Origin of the sequence: Parasphingorhabdus marina DSM 22363, assembly GCF_900128895.1 — a bacterium.
Taxonomy (GTDB): Bacteria; Pseudomonadota; Alphaproteobacteria; order Sphingomonadales; family Sphingomonadaceae; genus Parasphingorhabdus; species Parasphingorhabdus marina.
In genome coordinates this window covers 1,630,659-1,642,987 of sequence record NZ_FSQW01000001.1, presented here as the reverse complement: position 1 = coordinate 1,642,987, position 12,329 = coordinate 1,630,659, and the positions used below count along the sequence as shown (strand labels likewise).

17 protein-coding genes are annotated in these 12,329 nt (G+C 57.0%); 11 read left to right on the top strand and 6 right to left on the bottom strand.

Features of this window, described 5'->3' with window-relative positions:
• Nucleotides 1–55 precede the first annotated feature (55 nt).
• Both BUQ90_RS08080 and BUQ90_RS17680 read left to right on the top strand, forming a co-directional pair.
• The gene (locus BUQ90_RS08080) at nt 56–898 is read left to right on the top strand and encodes a class II aldolase/adducin family protein (RefSeq protein ID WP_074204499.1); all 843 of its coding nucleotides are present in this window, start codon (nt 56–58) and stop codon (nt 896–898) included.
• A 118-nt stretch (nt 899–1,016) separates the two neighbouring features.
• Nucleotides 1,017–1,190: a hypothetical protein gene (locus BUQ90_RS17680; protein ID WP_159437067.1), complete on the top strand. Its 174-nt coding sequence runs from the start codon at nt 1,017–1,019 to the stop codon at nt 1,188–1,190.
• Here BUQ90_RS17680 and rimO read toward each other — a convergent pair.
• Nucleotides 1,183–2,547: a 30S ribosomal protein S12 methylthiotransferase RimO gene (gene rimO / locus BUQ90_RS08075; RefSeq protein ID WP_074204498.1), complete on the bottom strand. Its 1,365-nt coding sequence runs from the start codon at nt 2,545–2,547 to the stop codon at nt 1,183–1,185. The two genes, BUQ90_RS17680 and rimO, sit on opposite strands and share 8 nt — an antisense overlap.
• 140 nt (nt 2,548–2,687) lie before the next feature.
• On the opposite strand from rimO, the gene BUQ90_RS08070 reads away from it, so the two are divergent.
• The 5 genes from BUQ90_RS08070 (at nt 2,688) to BUQ90_RS08050 (ending at nt 5,509) form a co-directional block, all read left to right on the top strand.
• Nucleotides 2,688–3,098 (top strand): DUF1761 domain-containing protein, encoded by a 411-nt coding sequence (locus tag BUQ90_RS08070; protein ID WP_074204497.1) that lies wholly within the window; start codon nt 2,688–2,690, stop codon nt 3,096–3,098.
• 118 nt (nt 3,099–3,216) lie between these two features.
• Entirely contained in the window at nt 3,217–3,549 is a 333-nt protein-coding gene (locus tag BUQ90_RS08065) for an ArsR/SmtB family transcription factor (RefSeq protein ID WP_204244752.1), read from the top strand.
• Nucleotides 3,546–4,112, top strand: a complete 567-nt coding sequence (locus BUQ90_RS08060; protein ID WP_074204495.1) for an SRPBCC domain-containing protein — start codon at nt 3,546–3,548, stop codon at nt 4,110–4,112. Before BUQ90_RS08065 ends, BUQ90_RS08060 begins: the two co-directional genes overlap by 4 nt.
• Nucleotides 4,113–4,123: 11 nt before the next feature.
• Nucleotides 4,124–4,669 (top strand): DUF4287 domain-containing protein, encoded by a 546-nt coding sequence (locus tag BUQ90_RS08055; RefSeq protein WP_074204494.1) that lies wholly within the window; start codon nt 4,124–4,126, stop codon nt 4,667–4,669.
• A 342-nt stretch (nt 4,670–5,011) separates the two neighbouring features.
• On the top strand, nt 5,012–5,509 hold the full coding sequence (locus BUQ90_RS08050) for a GNAT family N-acetyltransferase (RefSeq protein WP_074204986.1): 498 nt from the start codon (nt 5,012–5,014) through the stop codon (nt 5,507–5,509).
• A 23-nt stretch (nt 5,510–5,532) separates the two neighbouring features.
• Here the strand turns inward: BUQ90_RS08050 and BUQ90_RS08045 are convergent, their stop codons facing one another.
• Together BUQ90_RS08045 and BUQ90_RS08040 are read right to left on the bottom strand one after the other, a co-directional pair.
• Entirely contained in the window at nt 5,533–6,015 is a 483-nt protein-coding gene (locus BUQ90_RS08045) for an SRPBCC family protein (protein ID WP_159437066.1), read from the bottom strand.
• 28 nt (nt 6,016–6,043) lie between these two features.
• Nucleotides 6,044–6,724 (bottom strand): glutathione S-transferase family protein, encoded by a 681-nt coding sequence (locus tag BUQ90_RS08040; RefSeq protein ID WP_084192566.1) that lies wholly within the window; start codon nt 6,722–6,724, stop codon nt 6,044–6,046.
• A gap of 128 nt (nt 6,725–6,852) precedes the next feature.
• Between BUQ90_RS08040 and BUQ90_RS08035 the strand changes: the two genes are divergently transcribed.
• From BUQ90_RS08035 to BUQ90_RS08025, 3 genes are all read left to right on the top strand, one after another.
• Nucleotides 6,853–7,209, top strand: coding sequence for a winged helix-turn-helix transcriptional regulator (locus BUQ90_RS08035; protein ID WP_074204492.1), 357 nt, complete (start codon nt 6,853–6,855; stop codon nt 7,207–7,209).
• 105 nt (nt 7,210–7,314) lie between these two features.
• A complete protein-coding gene (locus BUQ90_RS08030; protein ID WP_074204491.1) occupies nt 7,315–7,845 on the top strand; it encodes a DUF7282 domain-containing protein in 531 nt (176 codons plus the stop codon).
• Nucleotides 7,846–7,923: 78 nt separating this feature from the next.
• A complete protein-coding gene (locus BUQ90_RS08025) occupies nt 7,924–8,703 on the top strand; it encodes a phytanoyl-CoA dioxygenase family protein (RefSeq protein WP_074204490.1) in 780 nt (259 codons plus the stop codon).
• 30 nt (nt 8,704–8,733) lie between these two features.
• Here BUQ90_RS08025 and BUQ90_RS08020 read toward each other — a convergent pair whose 3' ends face one another.
• Complete coding sequence (locus tag BUQ90_RS08020; protein ID WP_074204489.1) at nt 8,734–9,633, bottom strand: phytanoyl-CoA dioxygenase family protein; 900 nt, start codon at nt 9,631–9,633, stop codon at nt 8,734–8,736.
• 179 nt (nt 9,634–9,812) lie between these two features.
• On the opposite strand from BUQ90_RS08020, the gene BUQ90_RS08015 reads away from it, so the two are divergent.
• Complete coding sequence (locus BUQ90_RS08015; protein WP_074204488.1) at nt 9,813–10,457, top strand: PEPxxWA-CTERM sorting domain-containing protein; 645 nt, start codon at nt 9,813–9,815, stop codon at nt 10,455–10,457.
• A gap of 76 nt (nt 10,458–10,533) precedes the next feature.
• On the opposite strand, the gene BUQ90_RS08010 is transcribed toward BUQ90_RS08015, so the two are convergent.
• Nucleotides 10,534–11,259, bottom strand: a complete 726-nt coding sequence (locus tag BUQ90_RS08010; RefSeq protein WP_074204487.1) for an esterase/lipase family protein — start codon at nt 11,257–11,259, stop codon at nt 10,534–10,536.
• The gene (locus tag BUQ90_RS08005; RefSeq protein ID WP_074204486.1) at nt 11,256–12,329 is read right to left on the bottom strand and encodes a potassium channel family protein; all 1,074 of its coding nucleotides are present in this window, start codon (nt 12,327–12,329) and stop codon (nt 11,256–11,258) included. The genes BUQ90_RS08010 and BUQ90_RS08005 overlap by 4 nt, the downstream gene beginning before the upstream one ends.

Here is a 12,329-nt window from a genome sequence, read left to right as displayed (position 1 = left end):
TGAGAATTGTCCGAAAGGCATTCCGTCCGATATTTTTCTGTCAGGAGAACTACTCATGGCCACCGCCGTCAAAGATGCTGCCACCGCAATGCCCGTAACCGCCGGGTTCAACATTCCGGATCCGTCCACTATCGATCGACTGGAGGGGAAAGTTTCGCCGGAAGAATGGCAATTGCGCTGTGATCTGGCCGCGACCTATCGCCTGTGCGCCATGCATGCCTGGACAGATCTGGTCTTCACCCATATCTCCGCACGGCTGCCCGATGAGGATGGCGAAGAACGGTTCCTGATCAACCCCTATGGCGTGATGTTCGATGAAATGACCGCGTCTTCGCTGGTCAAGATCGACCTCGATGGAAATATCAAGCAGGATACGCCCTATTTCATCAATCCGGCCGGGTTCACGATCCACAGCGCGGTACACAGTGCGCGTGAGGATGCCGGCTGTGTTATTCACGTGCACACGCCTTATGGCATCGCCGTTTCGGTCCAGAAGGACGGCCTGCGGCGCTACACGCAGTTTTCGATGCAGGTGCATGATGACGTGGCCTATCATGACTATGAGGGTATCGCGCTGGAACTGGACGAGCGCGAGCGGCTGATCGCCGACATGGGCGACAAGAGCCTGCTCATCCTGCGCAATCACGGCACGCTGACCGTCGGACCGAATTGCGCCATCGCATTCCTGCGCATGTATTTCCTTGAAAATGCCTGCAAGACCCAGATCATGGCGCAGTCCGTGGGCAGTGCCGACAAGCTGCACGAGGAAAGCGAAGACATGGGACACCGCGTCTTCCAGCAAAGTGCACCCGCCTTTGCGCCGGGGCTAGGAGACAACCTGATCTGGCCCGGCCTGATGCGCAAGCTCAACCGGACCAATCCCGGATTTGATTACTAGCACGCAATCGCCGGCGTCTTCGACTCTTTGGACATTTTCCGGACGACCGGGAAATATCATCTCGTTTCCCGCTTCAAGGTGTGTTATAACAATGACACACACTTGAGGAGAATAGAAAATGAGCAAATCTGAAGAGCTGTCAGTCGCCGAATTTTTCCGGTTCGGGATGGAAGCGGCAAATCATAGCGCTGCGCTGGAAATGCAACGGCAAGAGATGTCGGAAAGATCGGAAAGAGGAGCCAGAGTCTCCGCCGAAGGAGCTGCCGACCGGAAGGACAGCGAACTCAGCTGACCGGCACGCCATAAAGGTCATGCGCGTCGGCGTCTTCGATCAGCGCATCGACAATGTCTCCGACGGCAAGCGTCTCTCCGGCATCGCGCAGGAAGACATTGCCGTCAATTTCCGGCGCATCGGCCTGTGACCGGGCGGTCGCACCGATGTCGCCATCTTCGTCCGGTTCGCCAATGTCATCGATGATTACGGGCAATGTCCGCCCGACCTTGGCCTGCAACTTTGCGGCGCTGATCCCTGCGGTTTTTTCCATCAGGCGCTGATAACGCTCTTCCTTGACCTCTTCCGGCACGGCCCCGTCCAGATCATTGGCAGCAGCGCCTTCGACCGGTTCGAAACGAAAGCCGCCGACCCGGTCGAGCTGGGCTTCTTCCAGCCAGTCGAGCAGATACTGAAAATCCTCTTCCGTCTCACCCGGGAAGCCGACCACAAAGGTCGAGCGAATGGTGAGGTCCGGACAGATGTCGCGCCAGCTCTTCACCCGCTGCAGCACCTTTGCTTCATTGGCGGGCCGCTTCATCCGCTTCAAAACATTGGGCGCGGCATGCTGGAAGGGAATGTCGAGATAGGGCGTGATCTTGCCGTCGGCCATCAGCGGGATGACCTTGTCGACATGCGGATAGGGATAGACATAGTGCAGCCGGGTCCACACACCCAGTTCGCCCAGCGCTTCCGCGAGATCGGTCATGTGGGCGCGGACTTCCCTGCCCTGGCCAACCGGACCATTCCACGGCCGCGACTGGTGCCGGATATCGACGCCATAGGCCGATGTGTCCTGCGAGATAACCAGCAGTTCCCTGGTGCCCGCCGCCACCAGCTTTTCGGCTTCCCGCAAAATGGCATCCGGCCGACGCGACACGAGATCACCGCGCAGCGAGGGGATGATGCAGAAGGAACAGCGGTGATTGCAGCCTTCGGAAATCTTGAGATAGCTGTAATGACGCGGGGTCAGTTTCAGGCCTGCTTCCGGCACCAGGTCAACAAACGCCCCCCGTGCCGCGGGAGCTGCGGCATGTACGGCGGTGACGACATCTTCATATTGATGGGCACCGGTGACAGCCAGCACCTCAGGAAAGCGCGCGCGAATGGTATCGGCTTCATTGCCCATGCAACCGGTGACGATGACCCGGCCGTTTTCCGCCATGGCCTCGCCTATGGCTTCAAGGCTTTCTTCCTTGGCGCTGTCCAGAAAGCCGCAGGTATTGACCAGCACGACATCCGCGCCGGCATAGTCCGGCGACAGGTCATATCCGTCGGAACGGAGCTGTGTCAGAATGCGTTCGCTGTCGACCAGCGCCTTGGGACAGCCCAGGGACACCATGCCGACTTTGGGCGGGGAAGGAATTGCGGTTGCCATGATGGGGGAGCCTTTAGGCGGAATTTCTGGCCGAGTCACGCCTCCAGTGCCGCGGCAGCGCAGCAAACCCCGTCGCTGACTGGCGAAATTCGGAATTTGAGTGTAAAACCAGCAGGTTCATAAATTTTGGGGAGGATGAAATGAATATATTTGACGTCAACTGGATCGCGGTCGTTGTCGCCGCACTGGCCGGCTTTGTGGTCGGGGGGATCTGGTACGGCCCGGTCATGGGCAAGAAATGGATGGGTGCTGTCGGACTGACCGAGGAAGACATCAAGGGCGGAAATATGGGGATGATCTATGGCGGAGCCTTTGCCTTCAGCCTTGTCGCCTCCTGGACTCTGGCCCATACGTTCGCAACCTATGCCGTGGACCTGAGCTTTGCAGTCAAGGTGCTCACCGCATTTGGTGTCGCACTGGGCTTCATCGTGCCGGCCATCGGAACCAATTATCTGTTCTCGCAAAAGGGCAAGGCGCTATTTTTCATCGACGCGGGCTACTGGTTGCTCTTCTACACGGCCATGGGTTGCGTGCACGCCTGGCTGGGTTGACGGTACTGTAACCGACCGAAAAATGGACGAACTGGACGCTTGAACGCCGCCTGAAACCTTGCGACTTGACTTATATGTAATAATGTAATTACATATATACATGCTTGACGAGTCGCATATGGATCAGATCTTCCACGCCCTGTCCCACGAGACACGGCGCAAGATACTCGATCTGCTCCGGGATCAGCCCGGACAGGGCGTGGGCGTGCTCGCCCGATCATTCGATGTCAGCCGTATCGCGATCATGAATCATCTGGCGGTGCTGGAAAAAGCCGGTCTGGTGATCAGCGAGAAAGACGGGCGATCCCGCCTGCTCTATCTCAATCTGGTGCCCTTGCAGATGATCCACGAACGCTGGAGCGATGAATATGGCGCCTATTGGGCGGGGAGAGTGACCGCGCTCAAGGATCTGGCTGAAAGGAAAACCGCAGAGGGAGGAGAAAAACCATGACAGACAGCAGCAATGCGCCGGAACCCGCAAAAAGTTCAGGCAAGGCCATGTACAAGGCGATGATCAACGCCCCGATCGAGACCGTCTGGAATCTTCTGGTCCAGACTGACGAGGTCCTGCCCTTTTTCTTCGGCGCCGTGTGCCACACCACCGGCCTGAAACCCGGCGCTCCGATGGCGATGCAGAGCCGAAATGGCAAATATACCAGCGTGGTTGGCGAAGTGCTCGAATTTGATCCGCCGCATCGCTACGCACACAGCTTCAAGTTCACCCAGTTTGACGATCCCCCCTGCATGGTCACCTATGACCTGAAAGAATCCAACGGGGTCACCGAGTTCACACTGACAACAGAAAATGTTGCGACCGGTACCCGCACCGAAAAATCGATGGCACAGGGTGGACCGTTCATCACCGGCAACCTCAAGGCGCTGGCCGAAACCGGATCGCCCTTGCTCAGCGGCAAGATGGTCACCTGGCTCGGACCAGTCATGGGATTCATGACACCCAGACAATGCCGTAGCGAATATTGGCCGCTGAGCAGCCTGCATGACAAATTGAAATAGAGGAGGAGCAAATGGCAACACCGGAAGAAATGGCGCAAAGCATGATTGCCAACATGCCCGAAAAAACCGGAAAGGCGCTCGAGGACTGGCTCAAAATCGTTCACGGCACGGGAATGGAGAAGCACGGCCAGATCGTCAAATATCTGAAAACCGATCACGGCATGACGCACGGTTTTGCCAATCTGGTCGCCAGCAAGGCGCTCAATCCCGAGCCCGTTGGCGAAGCAGATCTGGTGACCGCGCAATATGGCGGAGCCAAGGCCGGATTGAAGCCAATTCACGATGCAGTCGTGGCCTTCGCGCAGACCCTGGGAGCAGATGTCGAGATTGCCCCCAAAAAGGCGTCGGTCAGTCTGAGACGGTCCAAACAGTTTGCCCTCATCACGCCTGCAACAAAATCCCGCGTCGATCTCGGGCTGGCGCTGAAAGGCGAGAAAGCAGAAGGGCGGCTGGAAAGCTACAATGCCATGTGTAGCCACCGGGTGCGTCTGGAAAATGTCGATGATCTGGACGACGACGTGAAGGCCTGGATGCAGCTGGCCTATGAACGCAGTTAGGGGACACAGCTGACCGGCACCTTGACGGTCATGATACTGGTACCTATTCAAAAGACAGTCCCGCAACAGAGAGACCTCCGGATGTTAGTGCAGATTACCGCCTGAATTGAGGACATCGGAATATTCCGTTCCCCGAACGCCATGATCCTTCCTCCGGAAGATCGCGGATCGGCGGGACGCAATTATTGCCAGTGACATTCTGACACACAGATCGTCGACAGATCCTCCTCTTCAGGCTGGTGCCCCGCCCTTGCGCATGCGGCACCCTCGCCGAAACGGACGTTCCTGATGGAATGGCCGCCGGCCTGCCACACGAACATTCATGAGATTCAAGAGGACATTATGAGCTATTCCCCAATTACCATTCGCCCCTTTGCCGAAGCCGATATGGACAGGGTGCAAGACATCCGTGCCGCCGCGTTTAAACCCGTCTTCGGGTCTTTTCGCGACTTGCTCGGCGACTCAATTGCTGCCGTTGTTTACGCCGGTGCAGAAGCCGAGCAGGCCGATCATCTGGACCAGGTCTGTGATCCGGACTCCCGTTTTCACATCTGCGTGGCGACAGTTGATGACCGGGTTGCGGGCTTTTGCAGCTGGTCCGTCAACAGCAAAAGCAAGGTCGGCCAGATAGGTCTCAACGCCGTCCATCCGCATGATAGCGGACAAGGCATCGGAACCGCTTTGTACAACCATGCGCTCGGCCAAATGAAAGAGGCGGGCATGCTGGCGGTGACTGTCGGGACCGGCGGCGATGCCAGCCACGCCCCGGCCCGGCGCGCCTACCAGAAGGCCGGTTTTGCAAAGGCGATTCCGTCGCTGTTATATTGTCAGCGGCTTTAACGGGCGAGCGGTGCCGGGCATTCTCATCCGGCCTGCGCTTCTTTTTGCGTGGACGGATGGGGATGGCCGGTGCCGGTGTCCAGAAACTGCTTGAGACTGTTTGTGAAGAACATGTCCCAGCCGGCTGAACAAATACCATGGCACAACAGATCCGGCACCAGGCCAATATGCTCCAGCGTTATTTCAGCGCCCTCCTCACAGCTTTTGATATCCCAGCGTACGCGGGTATCCAGCCACTCCTGCTCGATGTCTGCGGGCTGCCCTTCGTGCAAATGGAGTGCTTCAACGCAGCGCATCTCCACCAGTTTTCCCGGCTCCAGCGCCACGGCTTCGAATGTCCAGAAGCTCCGTCCCGGCGGAAAGGTGAATTTGGAGCGATCTCCCGTTCTGACCATGGGCCGGTCGGGCGTTGTCCACCATTTGTGCATGCCTTGTGTCAGCGCCCAATAGGCTTTGTCGACGCTTGCGGAAACGGAAATGGTACGGGTGAAATTTTCATTGGGCATCGGGGTATCCTGTCGGGTTGCTTTCATTTTACGAAGCCCAGTGCGGCGGCATGGTCTTCGCCATTCCGGGCCACGCCTCGATACGGGATTTCCAGGCTTCGAGTTTGGGAAAATCCCGGTCCGGCCGGTCGAGATCCAGCATGGCCATGTCTTCTGGCTTCAACTCCAGTGCCCGCTGGATCAGGCGAATGTCCGGAAAAGCTACGGCATCGGCTGCAGTCGGATTTTCCCCGCACAGATAGGGCCGGATTTGGAGCATGTCTTCGAGTCTCTGGCATTCGGCTTTGAGCCGCCTGGCCGCTTCCTTCTTTTCCGCTTGCTCCTCCGCTGGCAGCGCAGTTACTGATTTTCCCTCCACCAATATTGGAAAGAACACCGCATTATGCGCAGACCGCAAATAGTCCGCGCTTTCGAAAACGGACTGCCAGATGCTGGCAGCTTCATTGGCGTTTCGGCCGAATAGCGGCTGATCGGGGAATTCCCGGTCAAGCCAGGCGAGAATGCCGATCGAGTCGCGCAGGATCAGGTCTCCTCTCACCAGAGAAGGGACAGTCCCGCGCGGATTGATTTTCAGATATTCGGGTGCCTTGTGTTCGCGCTTTGACGCTTCAAGATAATGGATGTCATAGCCCAGTTCCTTGAAGGCAAGCCCCGCCAAAACCCGCCAGGGCCGAGGCGCACCGGATACAGCATATATTTTCATCGACATGGAGAATCACTTTCCTGGTTGTTGCATGATTTGCCGGAAAATGAATCACGTGGTAACATTTCACAAGTAGGCAGAATTTTCGTATATAGTAGTATTATTGGTACCAAGTATCTTTTTTGGAGCGTAAAATGAACCGGTTGAAATCGAGCCAAAAACCCCCTTCTGCAGCATTTGAAAGCGAGCCCTGTCCGATGCCGGACATTGCCAAGCTGATCGGGGGCAAATGGAAATTGATCATTTTGCAGATCCTGATTTTTAAAGGGATGAAACGTTTCAATGAGCTGCGCCGGATGATCGACGGCGTCACCCAGACCATGCTGACAAAACAGCTCCGCGCGCTGGAAGCGGATGGGCTGGTCAAACGGAAAATCTATCCCGAAGTGCCCCCCAGGGTGGAATATACGGCGACCAAAAGAGCGCATGACCTGCAGGACATGTTCATGGCCATGCATGACTGGTGGGTGGCGGGACAGGAAGAAAAATAGCCAAAACACAGGCCGATACCGCCAGCCGCCCGGCTATTGTGTTGTTCGGAATTCCCATCCATAGTCAGGCAAAACCATATCAAACAGGATGGAGAGGTTCCGGTCATGCATATCAAAGGCGCGCTTGCCACGGCTCTTTCACTGGCATTTCTGTCGGTCCCAGCTGCTGCGCAGGAAACACCCCAGAGAGCCCAGATTACCATGGGCAATGGCGCTGCCAACGCGATTCAGGTCGAGGGTGTGACCCGGCAAAAAGCGGACACAGTTGCATCGTCCGTCCGGGTTGACGGCGCCGACGTGTCTACTCTCAGGGCCAACAGTACCAGGCTGACCTTTCCCGAAGTGACAATTGAAAAGCCCGGCTGGCTCGTCCTGCACCCCGTGATCGACGGACGTCCGGACGGAGATATCGTGTCCGGTTTCACGTATCTGGACGCGGGACAGAACGCCGATGTCGCCATCCGGATTCAACATCCTGCCGGTGCCGGTGACAAGTTCCTGGTCATGTTACACAGCGATGTCGATCAGGATCGCGTCTTCGATTTCGTCTTCGTGGAAGATGGCATCAATGTGGAAGATACGGCGGTATTTGAAGGAACCCGGATGATCGCCCATTTGATCAGCCTGCCGGAATAGACTGGTAGGCGGAAAGCCGGATGGTCCATCACCTGCCGAAAGCAGACTCCATTTCCCATCCGTGCTACTGGCTCCTGCATGATCGATATCGAGCGGCACAGACAAGACCTGACCACATGGGGGATCACGAGGATAGACCAGCTGTTCTCGTTGGCAGAGGTGGAATCTGCCCGTGATCCCATTGTCCGGATCGGCGCAAAACACGGCTTGCACTCTGCGACTGGCTGGGAGCGATCGCAGTCGAGATTTACCGGCGCCAAGGAGTTTCGTGCCGCGGTCAATGCGCTGACCCATTCCGACAGTTTCCCAAATCTCGTCACGCCGGACCTGCTCGACCTTGCCGAACGTCTTCTGGGTGAATCGGTCACCCTGATGCCGCCCGGGCAACAGATTTTGTTCACGCTCCCGGGCGCGTCATCATGGTCGGTTCCGCATGATGTCTGGCATGTGGACGCGCCGAGGTCCGGCAAAAATATCTCGCCCGGCCTGCAATTATTTGCGTTTCTGGACGATGTTGAACCCACGGGCGGTGGGACACTTGCCGTCGCGGGATCGCACCACCTGCTCAATCATGCGGGCCAGCTTCGCTCCAAAGAGTTCAAGCGGCGGCTTGCCAGAGAACCCTATTTCCGGTCCCTGTTCAATCCGGACCGCGACCCGATTGCACGGCTTGATGAGACTCAGGGAAAAATTGGCGATGTCAATGTGCGGGTCATGGAATTGACCGGCCGGGCGGGTGATGCCTGGTTCATGGATCTCAGAATTTTGCATTCACCGGCACCAAATGCCGCCGATAGCGCGCGCATGATGCTGACATGCCGGTTGCCCGGAACGTCGGTCGGCACAAATTGGTACTGAGACCCGTCTTCCAGCTATCCAAAACTGGCGTCAAACCGGCCCGGCACACGCGCGTTCCGAGACTTTTTCGTAGAGATCATCACCTTCGCTCCAGTCGGTCACCTTGCCGCTGAACAGGAATTCCGGCGGCACGACTTCGGGATTTTCACCTGGTCCGGTTGGCGGGGTGAAATAGCCCAGTGCATAGCTGCCCATGCAGTAACCGAGCAGATCGCGCAGCGCGGGATCGAAGTCCTTTGCAATATGCGGCGGACAAGAGAGATACTGGTTCTCCTCCTGTCGCAACCAGCCCAGCGCATAGGTAATGTTGAGCCCCATCCGGTCATGGTCAGCCTGGTTCGCCCCGCCGCTGTGGATGACCGATCCCGAATAGACCAGTACCGAGCCGGCGGCCATTTCGGCATACCGGATCTCCTCCGGCCTGGCTTCGCGTCCGGCTTCCCATTTGCTGGATCCGGGCACCACCTGCGTCGCTCCGTTTTCTTCGGTAAAGTCCGTGACGGCCCAGATCGTGTTGAATTGCGGTTCGATGCTGTCTTGCAAAAACCCGCCCCAGGCCAGCCGGTCACGGTGCAGCGGCTGCTTGCCCTGCCCGGGCCGGATGCGGATCAGCTGCGTCAGATGCAGCTGGATGCGTTCACAGAACGGATCGAGAAAGGCATTGGCTCCGCCCAGGATCAGCTTGTTCATGACCAGTTCGCGGCAGGCCGGAGAACGCGCCACCAGAGCACCGGTTCGCGTGGTGTGGCGCCCGGTAAAATCATCCCGCCCCGGTTCGGTCGCCTCGACATAGGGCATAATTTCGGATTTCAGCTGATCCAGAGCTGCGGGATCGAGGACATTTTCAACAATCGCTGCCCCGTCATCGCGCAGAACCTGTGCCAGCGTATCGGGATCACTGTTCGCCGGAAGCCTTTGCAACTCGCCCATCGTCTCTCTCCTTTTCGAAGAGCCTAGGACCGTTGCGAGACAATCTCAAGCCGCGGAACCTGCCAAAGCTCCTCCAATAACATGGTTAACAGTCTGAAAAGGAGTTTGCTTTCAGGCCATATGTCAGATAGTTTGAACATGGGTCTGCAAAATCGAATTTTCAGATGTGGGGTAAATCAATGCGACTGAAGAAATCTTTAACCTATGCAACCGGCGTAGCAACGGCGCTGATGATGGCTGGCACGGCGTCCGCCACAACGATATTCCATCACGATCCTGGTGTTGGGCAGCAGAGCACGTCCCGTGGAGCTGGTAGCGCACCGATGGGGCGATTGACCGTCGACTCGGCGATCTCGATTTCCAGCTTTGGCATTCTGGCAGACATCGACGGGGACTCAGATCTACAATTCCTGATCTTTGACGCGAATACAGGAGCCAATCTGTTTACATCGGCCATTCAATCTTTTGTTGATGTTGGAGAAGACTATTATTTCAGCAACCCATTAAACTTTACGTTTAACACCGGGACCACCTACAGCGTTGGTGTATCGAGCAGCAACGGGGCGACTTACCGTCTTGACACGATGGCCAATTCAGTTGGTGGGTTCAACTTCTTCACCGGAAATCAGAACCTCAATGGCGCATTCGGCTCCAGCACGCTTGATTTGGACCAGTTTTGCTGTGACGTCGCAACGGCTTTCGTTATCGCTGATGCGGGTGCGGTTCCTGAACCGGCAACCTGGGCTTTCATGATCTTCGGCTTTGGCGCCGTCGGTAGCGCCCTGCGGACCCGTCGCCGCAAAGTGACCTTCCAGACGACCTGATTCAGATCAGATAAAGCAGCTGCAGTAATAAAATGGGCGGGTTGGCAACAACCTGCCCATTTTTATTGCCAGTAACTCAGGCCTTGCCTGCCAGTGTATCGGCAATGATCCGCCAGACTTTCGGATTGAACCCGAGGCCGAGATGCCCGCCATCGACCCGAATGTTGCGCGCCTGAGGATTGTAGATGTCCTTCGCGATATCCGGACCGACAATACCGTCGCGGTTGGAATAGATGACGGTCAGCGGCTGTTTGAAACCGATGCTGTTCCGTTCATGTACTTCCCGTTCGAATTCATCCAGTTCGATGCTCGCCGACCGGGCATAGCGGGCACCGACCGCGGTATATTTGGGTCCGCCGATAATCGGTGTGCCCATGGTGATCACTTCACGCACCATTTCGGGAAATAATCGTGCCGCCTCGCGTGCGATGACCCCGCCAAGGGACCAGCCAATCAGTGTGAAGGGCTGCCCGCCATTTTCGGAGAAACGTGCCTCCGCCACCTCGCCAAAATGAGCGATGTAGCGGTTTACGGCACCCGTGTTCGTCCCAAGATTCCAATCCGATGCGTCATAGTTGAGGCGCTCGAGAAAGCGTTGCAACGGAATCATGGAACGCTCGCTCGCACCATAGCCAGGCAAGAGGAATATCGGCCGTCCATCGCCGCGCGGCGCGGTTATCAGCCTTGGCCATTGCAAACTGAACCGGGCGAGATCGAGCGGAAAGGCAAATTCGCTGACCTGCGCCAGCGGTCCAGGTGGACGCAGACCGGTCGGCATGGGAATTTCTTTGATGTCGGTCATGACGTCGCTGCCTTTTCTTCGTCGCTTTCTGCCGGCGCGCCATTGCCGGGAATGATCTCGACAATGACGTCTTTCTCTTCAAGTTTCTGAACCTGCGGTTCCCAAAAGCCATAAACATCATTGCCGCGGTAGATACGCACTCCCAGCCCATCCTTGACGACATCGTTCATCGCCATTCCAACTTCGTCCTGTTCAACCTCCCGCTGAACCAGTTTCACCCGGCCAGTCGCGGAGGCCAGATCACTGAGATAATCTGAAATTTTCGCGCCTTCGCAACTGCCGGCGAGCAGCAACCCGGCAAAGCTGACGGGATTGATCACCGTGGTCGCGCCGGCCTGACGGGCCAGCAATTCATTGTCGGCGGCCTTTACCGACACGCTGATCGGCAGATGATAGGCAAGATGACGCGCGGTCAGGACAATCAGGATGCTGGTGTCATCCCGACCTGCCGACACGATCATTGACCGGGCGCGGGATATCTTGACGTCGAGCAGCACAACGTCCCGCGTGGCGTCGCCGTTGATGACCGCACAGCCCAGTTGCTCCGCCGCAGCCAGCGCCTCGTCATAGGGATCAATCACCACGATATCTTCCGGATTGGTCCCGCGCGCAATCAGCTCCTGGACAGCTTCCTTGCCGCTGGTGCCAAATCCTGCGATCACGATATGGTCGTGCAAATTGCCTTGAATAAGTTTCATGCGCCAGTTGTCCCAGGTTCTCTTGAGTACGAAATTATAGGCCGTGCCGACGAAGATTAGCACGACAAAGATGCGAATAGGAGTCACCACCAGTGCATCGAACATGCGCGCGCGTTCCGTAACTGGCGCGATGTCACCATAACCGGTTGTGGTGATCGAGATCATCGTGAAATAAATGACATCCAGAAAGCTGACATCGCCGTCATAGCTGTCCTGGAGACCGTTGCGATCAAACCAGTGCACAGCGACAGCCGTGCCGATAAGACCGAGCACAAACAGAACCCGCCACGCGATATCTGCCCAGACCGGCAGGCTCGAACGCCGCCGCAACGTCAGATAGTCAGACAGCATGTGCCGGGTTCTGCGCGCCAT

What these genes read in the sequence shown, in the direction of transcription:
- BUQ90_RS08060 (WP_074204495.1), top strand. Translation starts at nt 3,546, where the DNA reads ATGACAGACAGCAGCAATGCGCCGGAACCCGCAAAAAGTTCAGGCAAG.
- BUQ90_RS08010 (WP_074204487.1), bottom strand. Translation starts at nt 11,259, where the DNA reads ATGACCGACATCAAAGAAATTCCCATGCCGACCGGTCTGCGTCCACCT.
- BUQ90_RS08015 (WP_074204488.1), top strand. Translation starts at nt 9,813, where the DNA reads ATGCGACTGAAGAAATCTTTAACCTATGCAACCGGCGTAGCAACGGCG.
- BUQ90_RS08035 (WP_074204492.1), top strand. Translation starts at nt 6,853, where the DNA reads ATGAACCGGTTGAAATCGAGCCAAAAACCCCCTTCTGCAGCATTTGAA.
- BUQ90_RS08005 (WP_074204486.1), bottom strand. Translation starts at nt 12,329, where the DNA reads ATGGCGCGCAGAACCCGGCACATGCTGTCTGACTATCTGACGTTGCGG.
- BUQ90_RS08055 (WP_074204494.1), top strand. Translation starts at nt 4,124, where the DNA reads ATGGCAACACCGGAAGAAATGGCGCAAAGCATGATTGCCAACATGCCC.
- BUQ90_RS08080 (WP_074204499.1), top strand. Translation starts at nt 56, where the DNA reads ATGGCCACCGCCGTCAAAGATGCTGCCACCGCAATGCCCGTAACCGCC.
- BUQ90_RS08070 (WP_074204497.1), top strand. Translation starts at nt 2,688, where the DNA reads ATGAATATATTTGACGTCAACTGGATCGCGGTCGTTGTCGCCGCACTG.
- BUQ90_RS08050 (WP_074204986.1), top strand. Translation starts at nt 5,012, where the DNA reads ATGAGCTATTCCCCAATTACCATTCGCCCCTTTGCCGAAGCCGATATG.
- BUQ90_RS08030 (WP_074204491.1), top strand. Translation starts at nt 7,315, where the DNA reads ATGCATATCAAAGGCGCGCTTGCCACGGCTCTTTCACTGGCATTTCTG.
- BUQ90_RS08040 (WP_084192566.1), bottom strand. Translation starts at nt 6,724, where the DNA reads ATGTCGATGAAAATATATGCTGTATCCGGTGCGCCTCGGCCCTGGCGG.
- BUQ90_RS08025 (WP_074204490.1), top strand. Translation starts at nt 7,924, where the DNA reads ATGATCGATATCGAGCGGCACAGACAAGACCTGACCACATGGGGGATC.
- BUQ90_RS17680 (WP_159437067.1), top strand. Translation starts at nt 1,017, where the DNA reads ATGAGCAAATCTGAAGAGCTGTCAGTCGCCGAATTTTTCCGGTTCGGG.
- BUQ90_RS08065 (WP_204244752.1), top strand. Translation starts at nt 3,217, where the DNA reads ATGGATCAGATCTTCCACGCCCTGTCCCACGAGACACGGCGCAAGATA.
- BUQ90_RS08020 (WP_074204489.1), bottom strand. Translation starts at nt 9,633, where the DNA reads ATGGGCGAGTTGCAAAGGCTTCCGGCGAACAGTGATCCCGATACGCTG.
- BUQ90_RS08045 (WP_159437066.1), bottom strand. Translation starts at nt 6,015, where the DNA reads ATGCCCAATGAAAATTTCACCCGTACCATTTCCGTTTCCGCAAGCGTC.
- rimO (WP_074204498.1), bottom strand. Translation starts at nt 2,547, where the DNA reads ATGGCAACCGCAATTCCTTCCCCGCCCAAAGTCGGCATGGTGTCCCTG.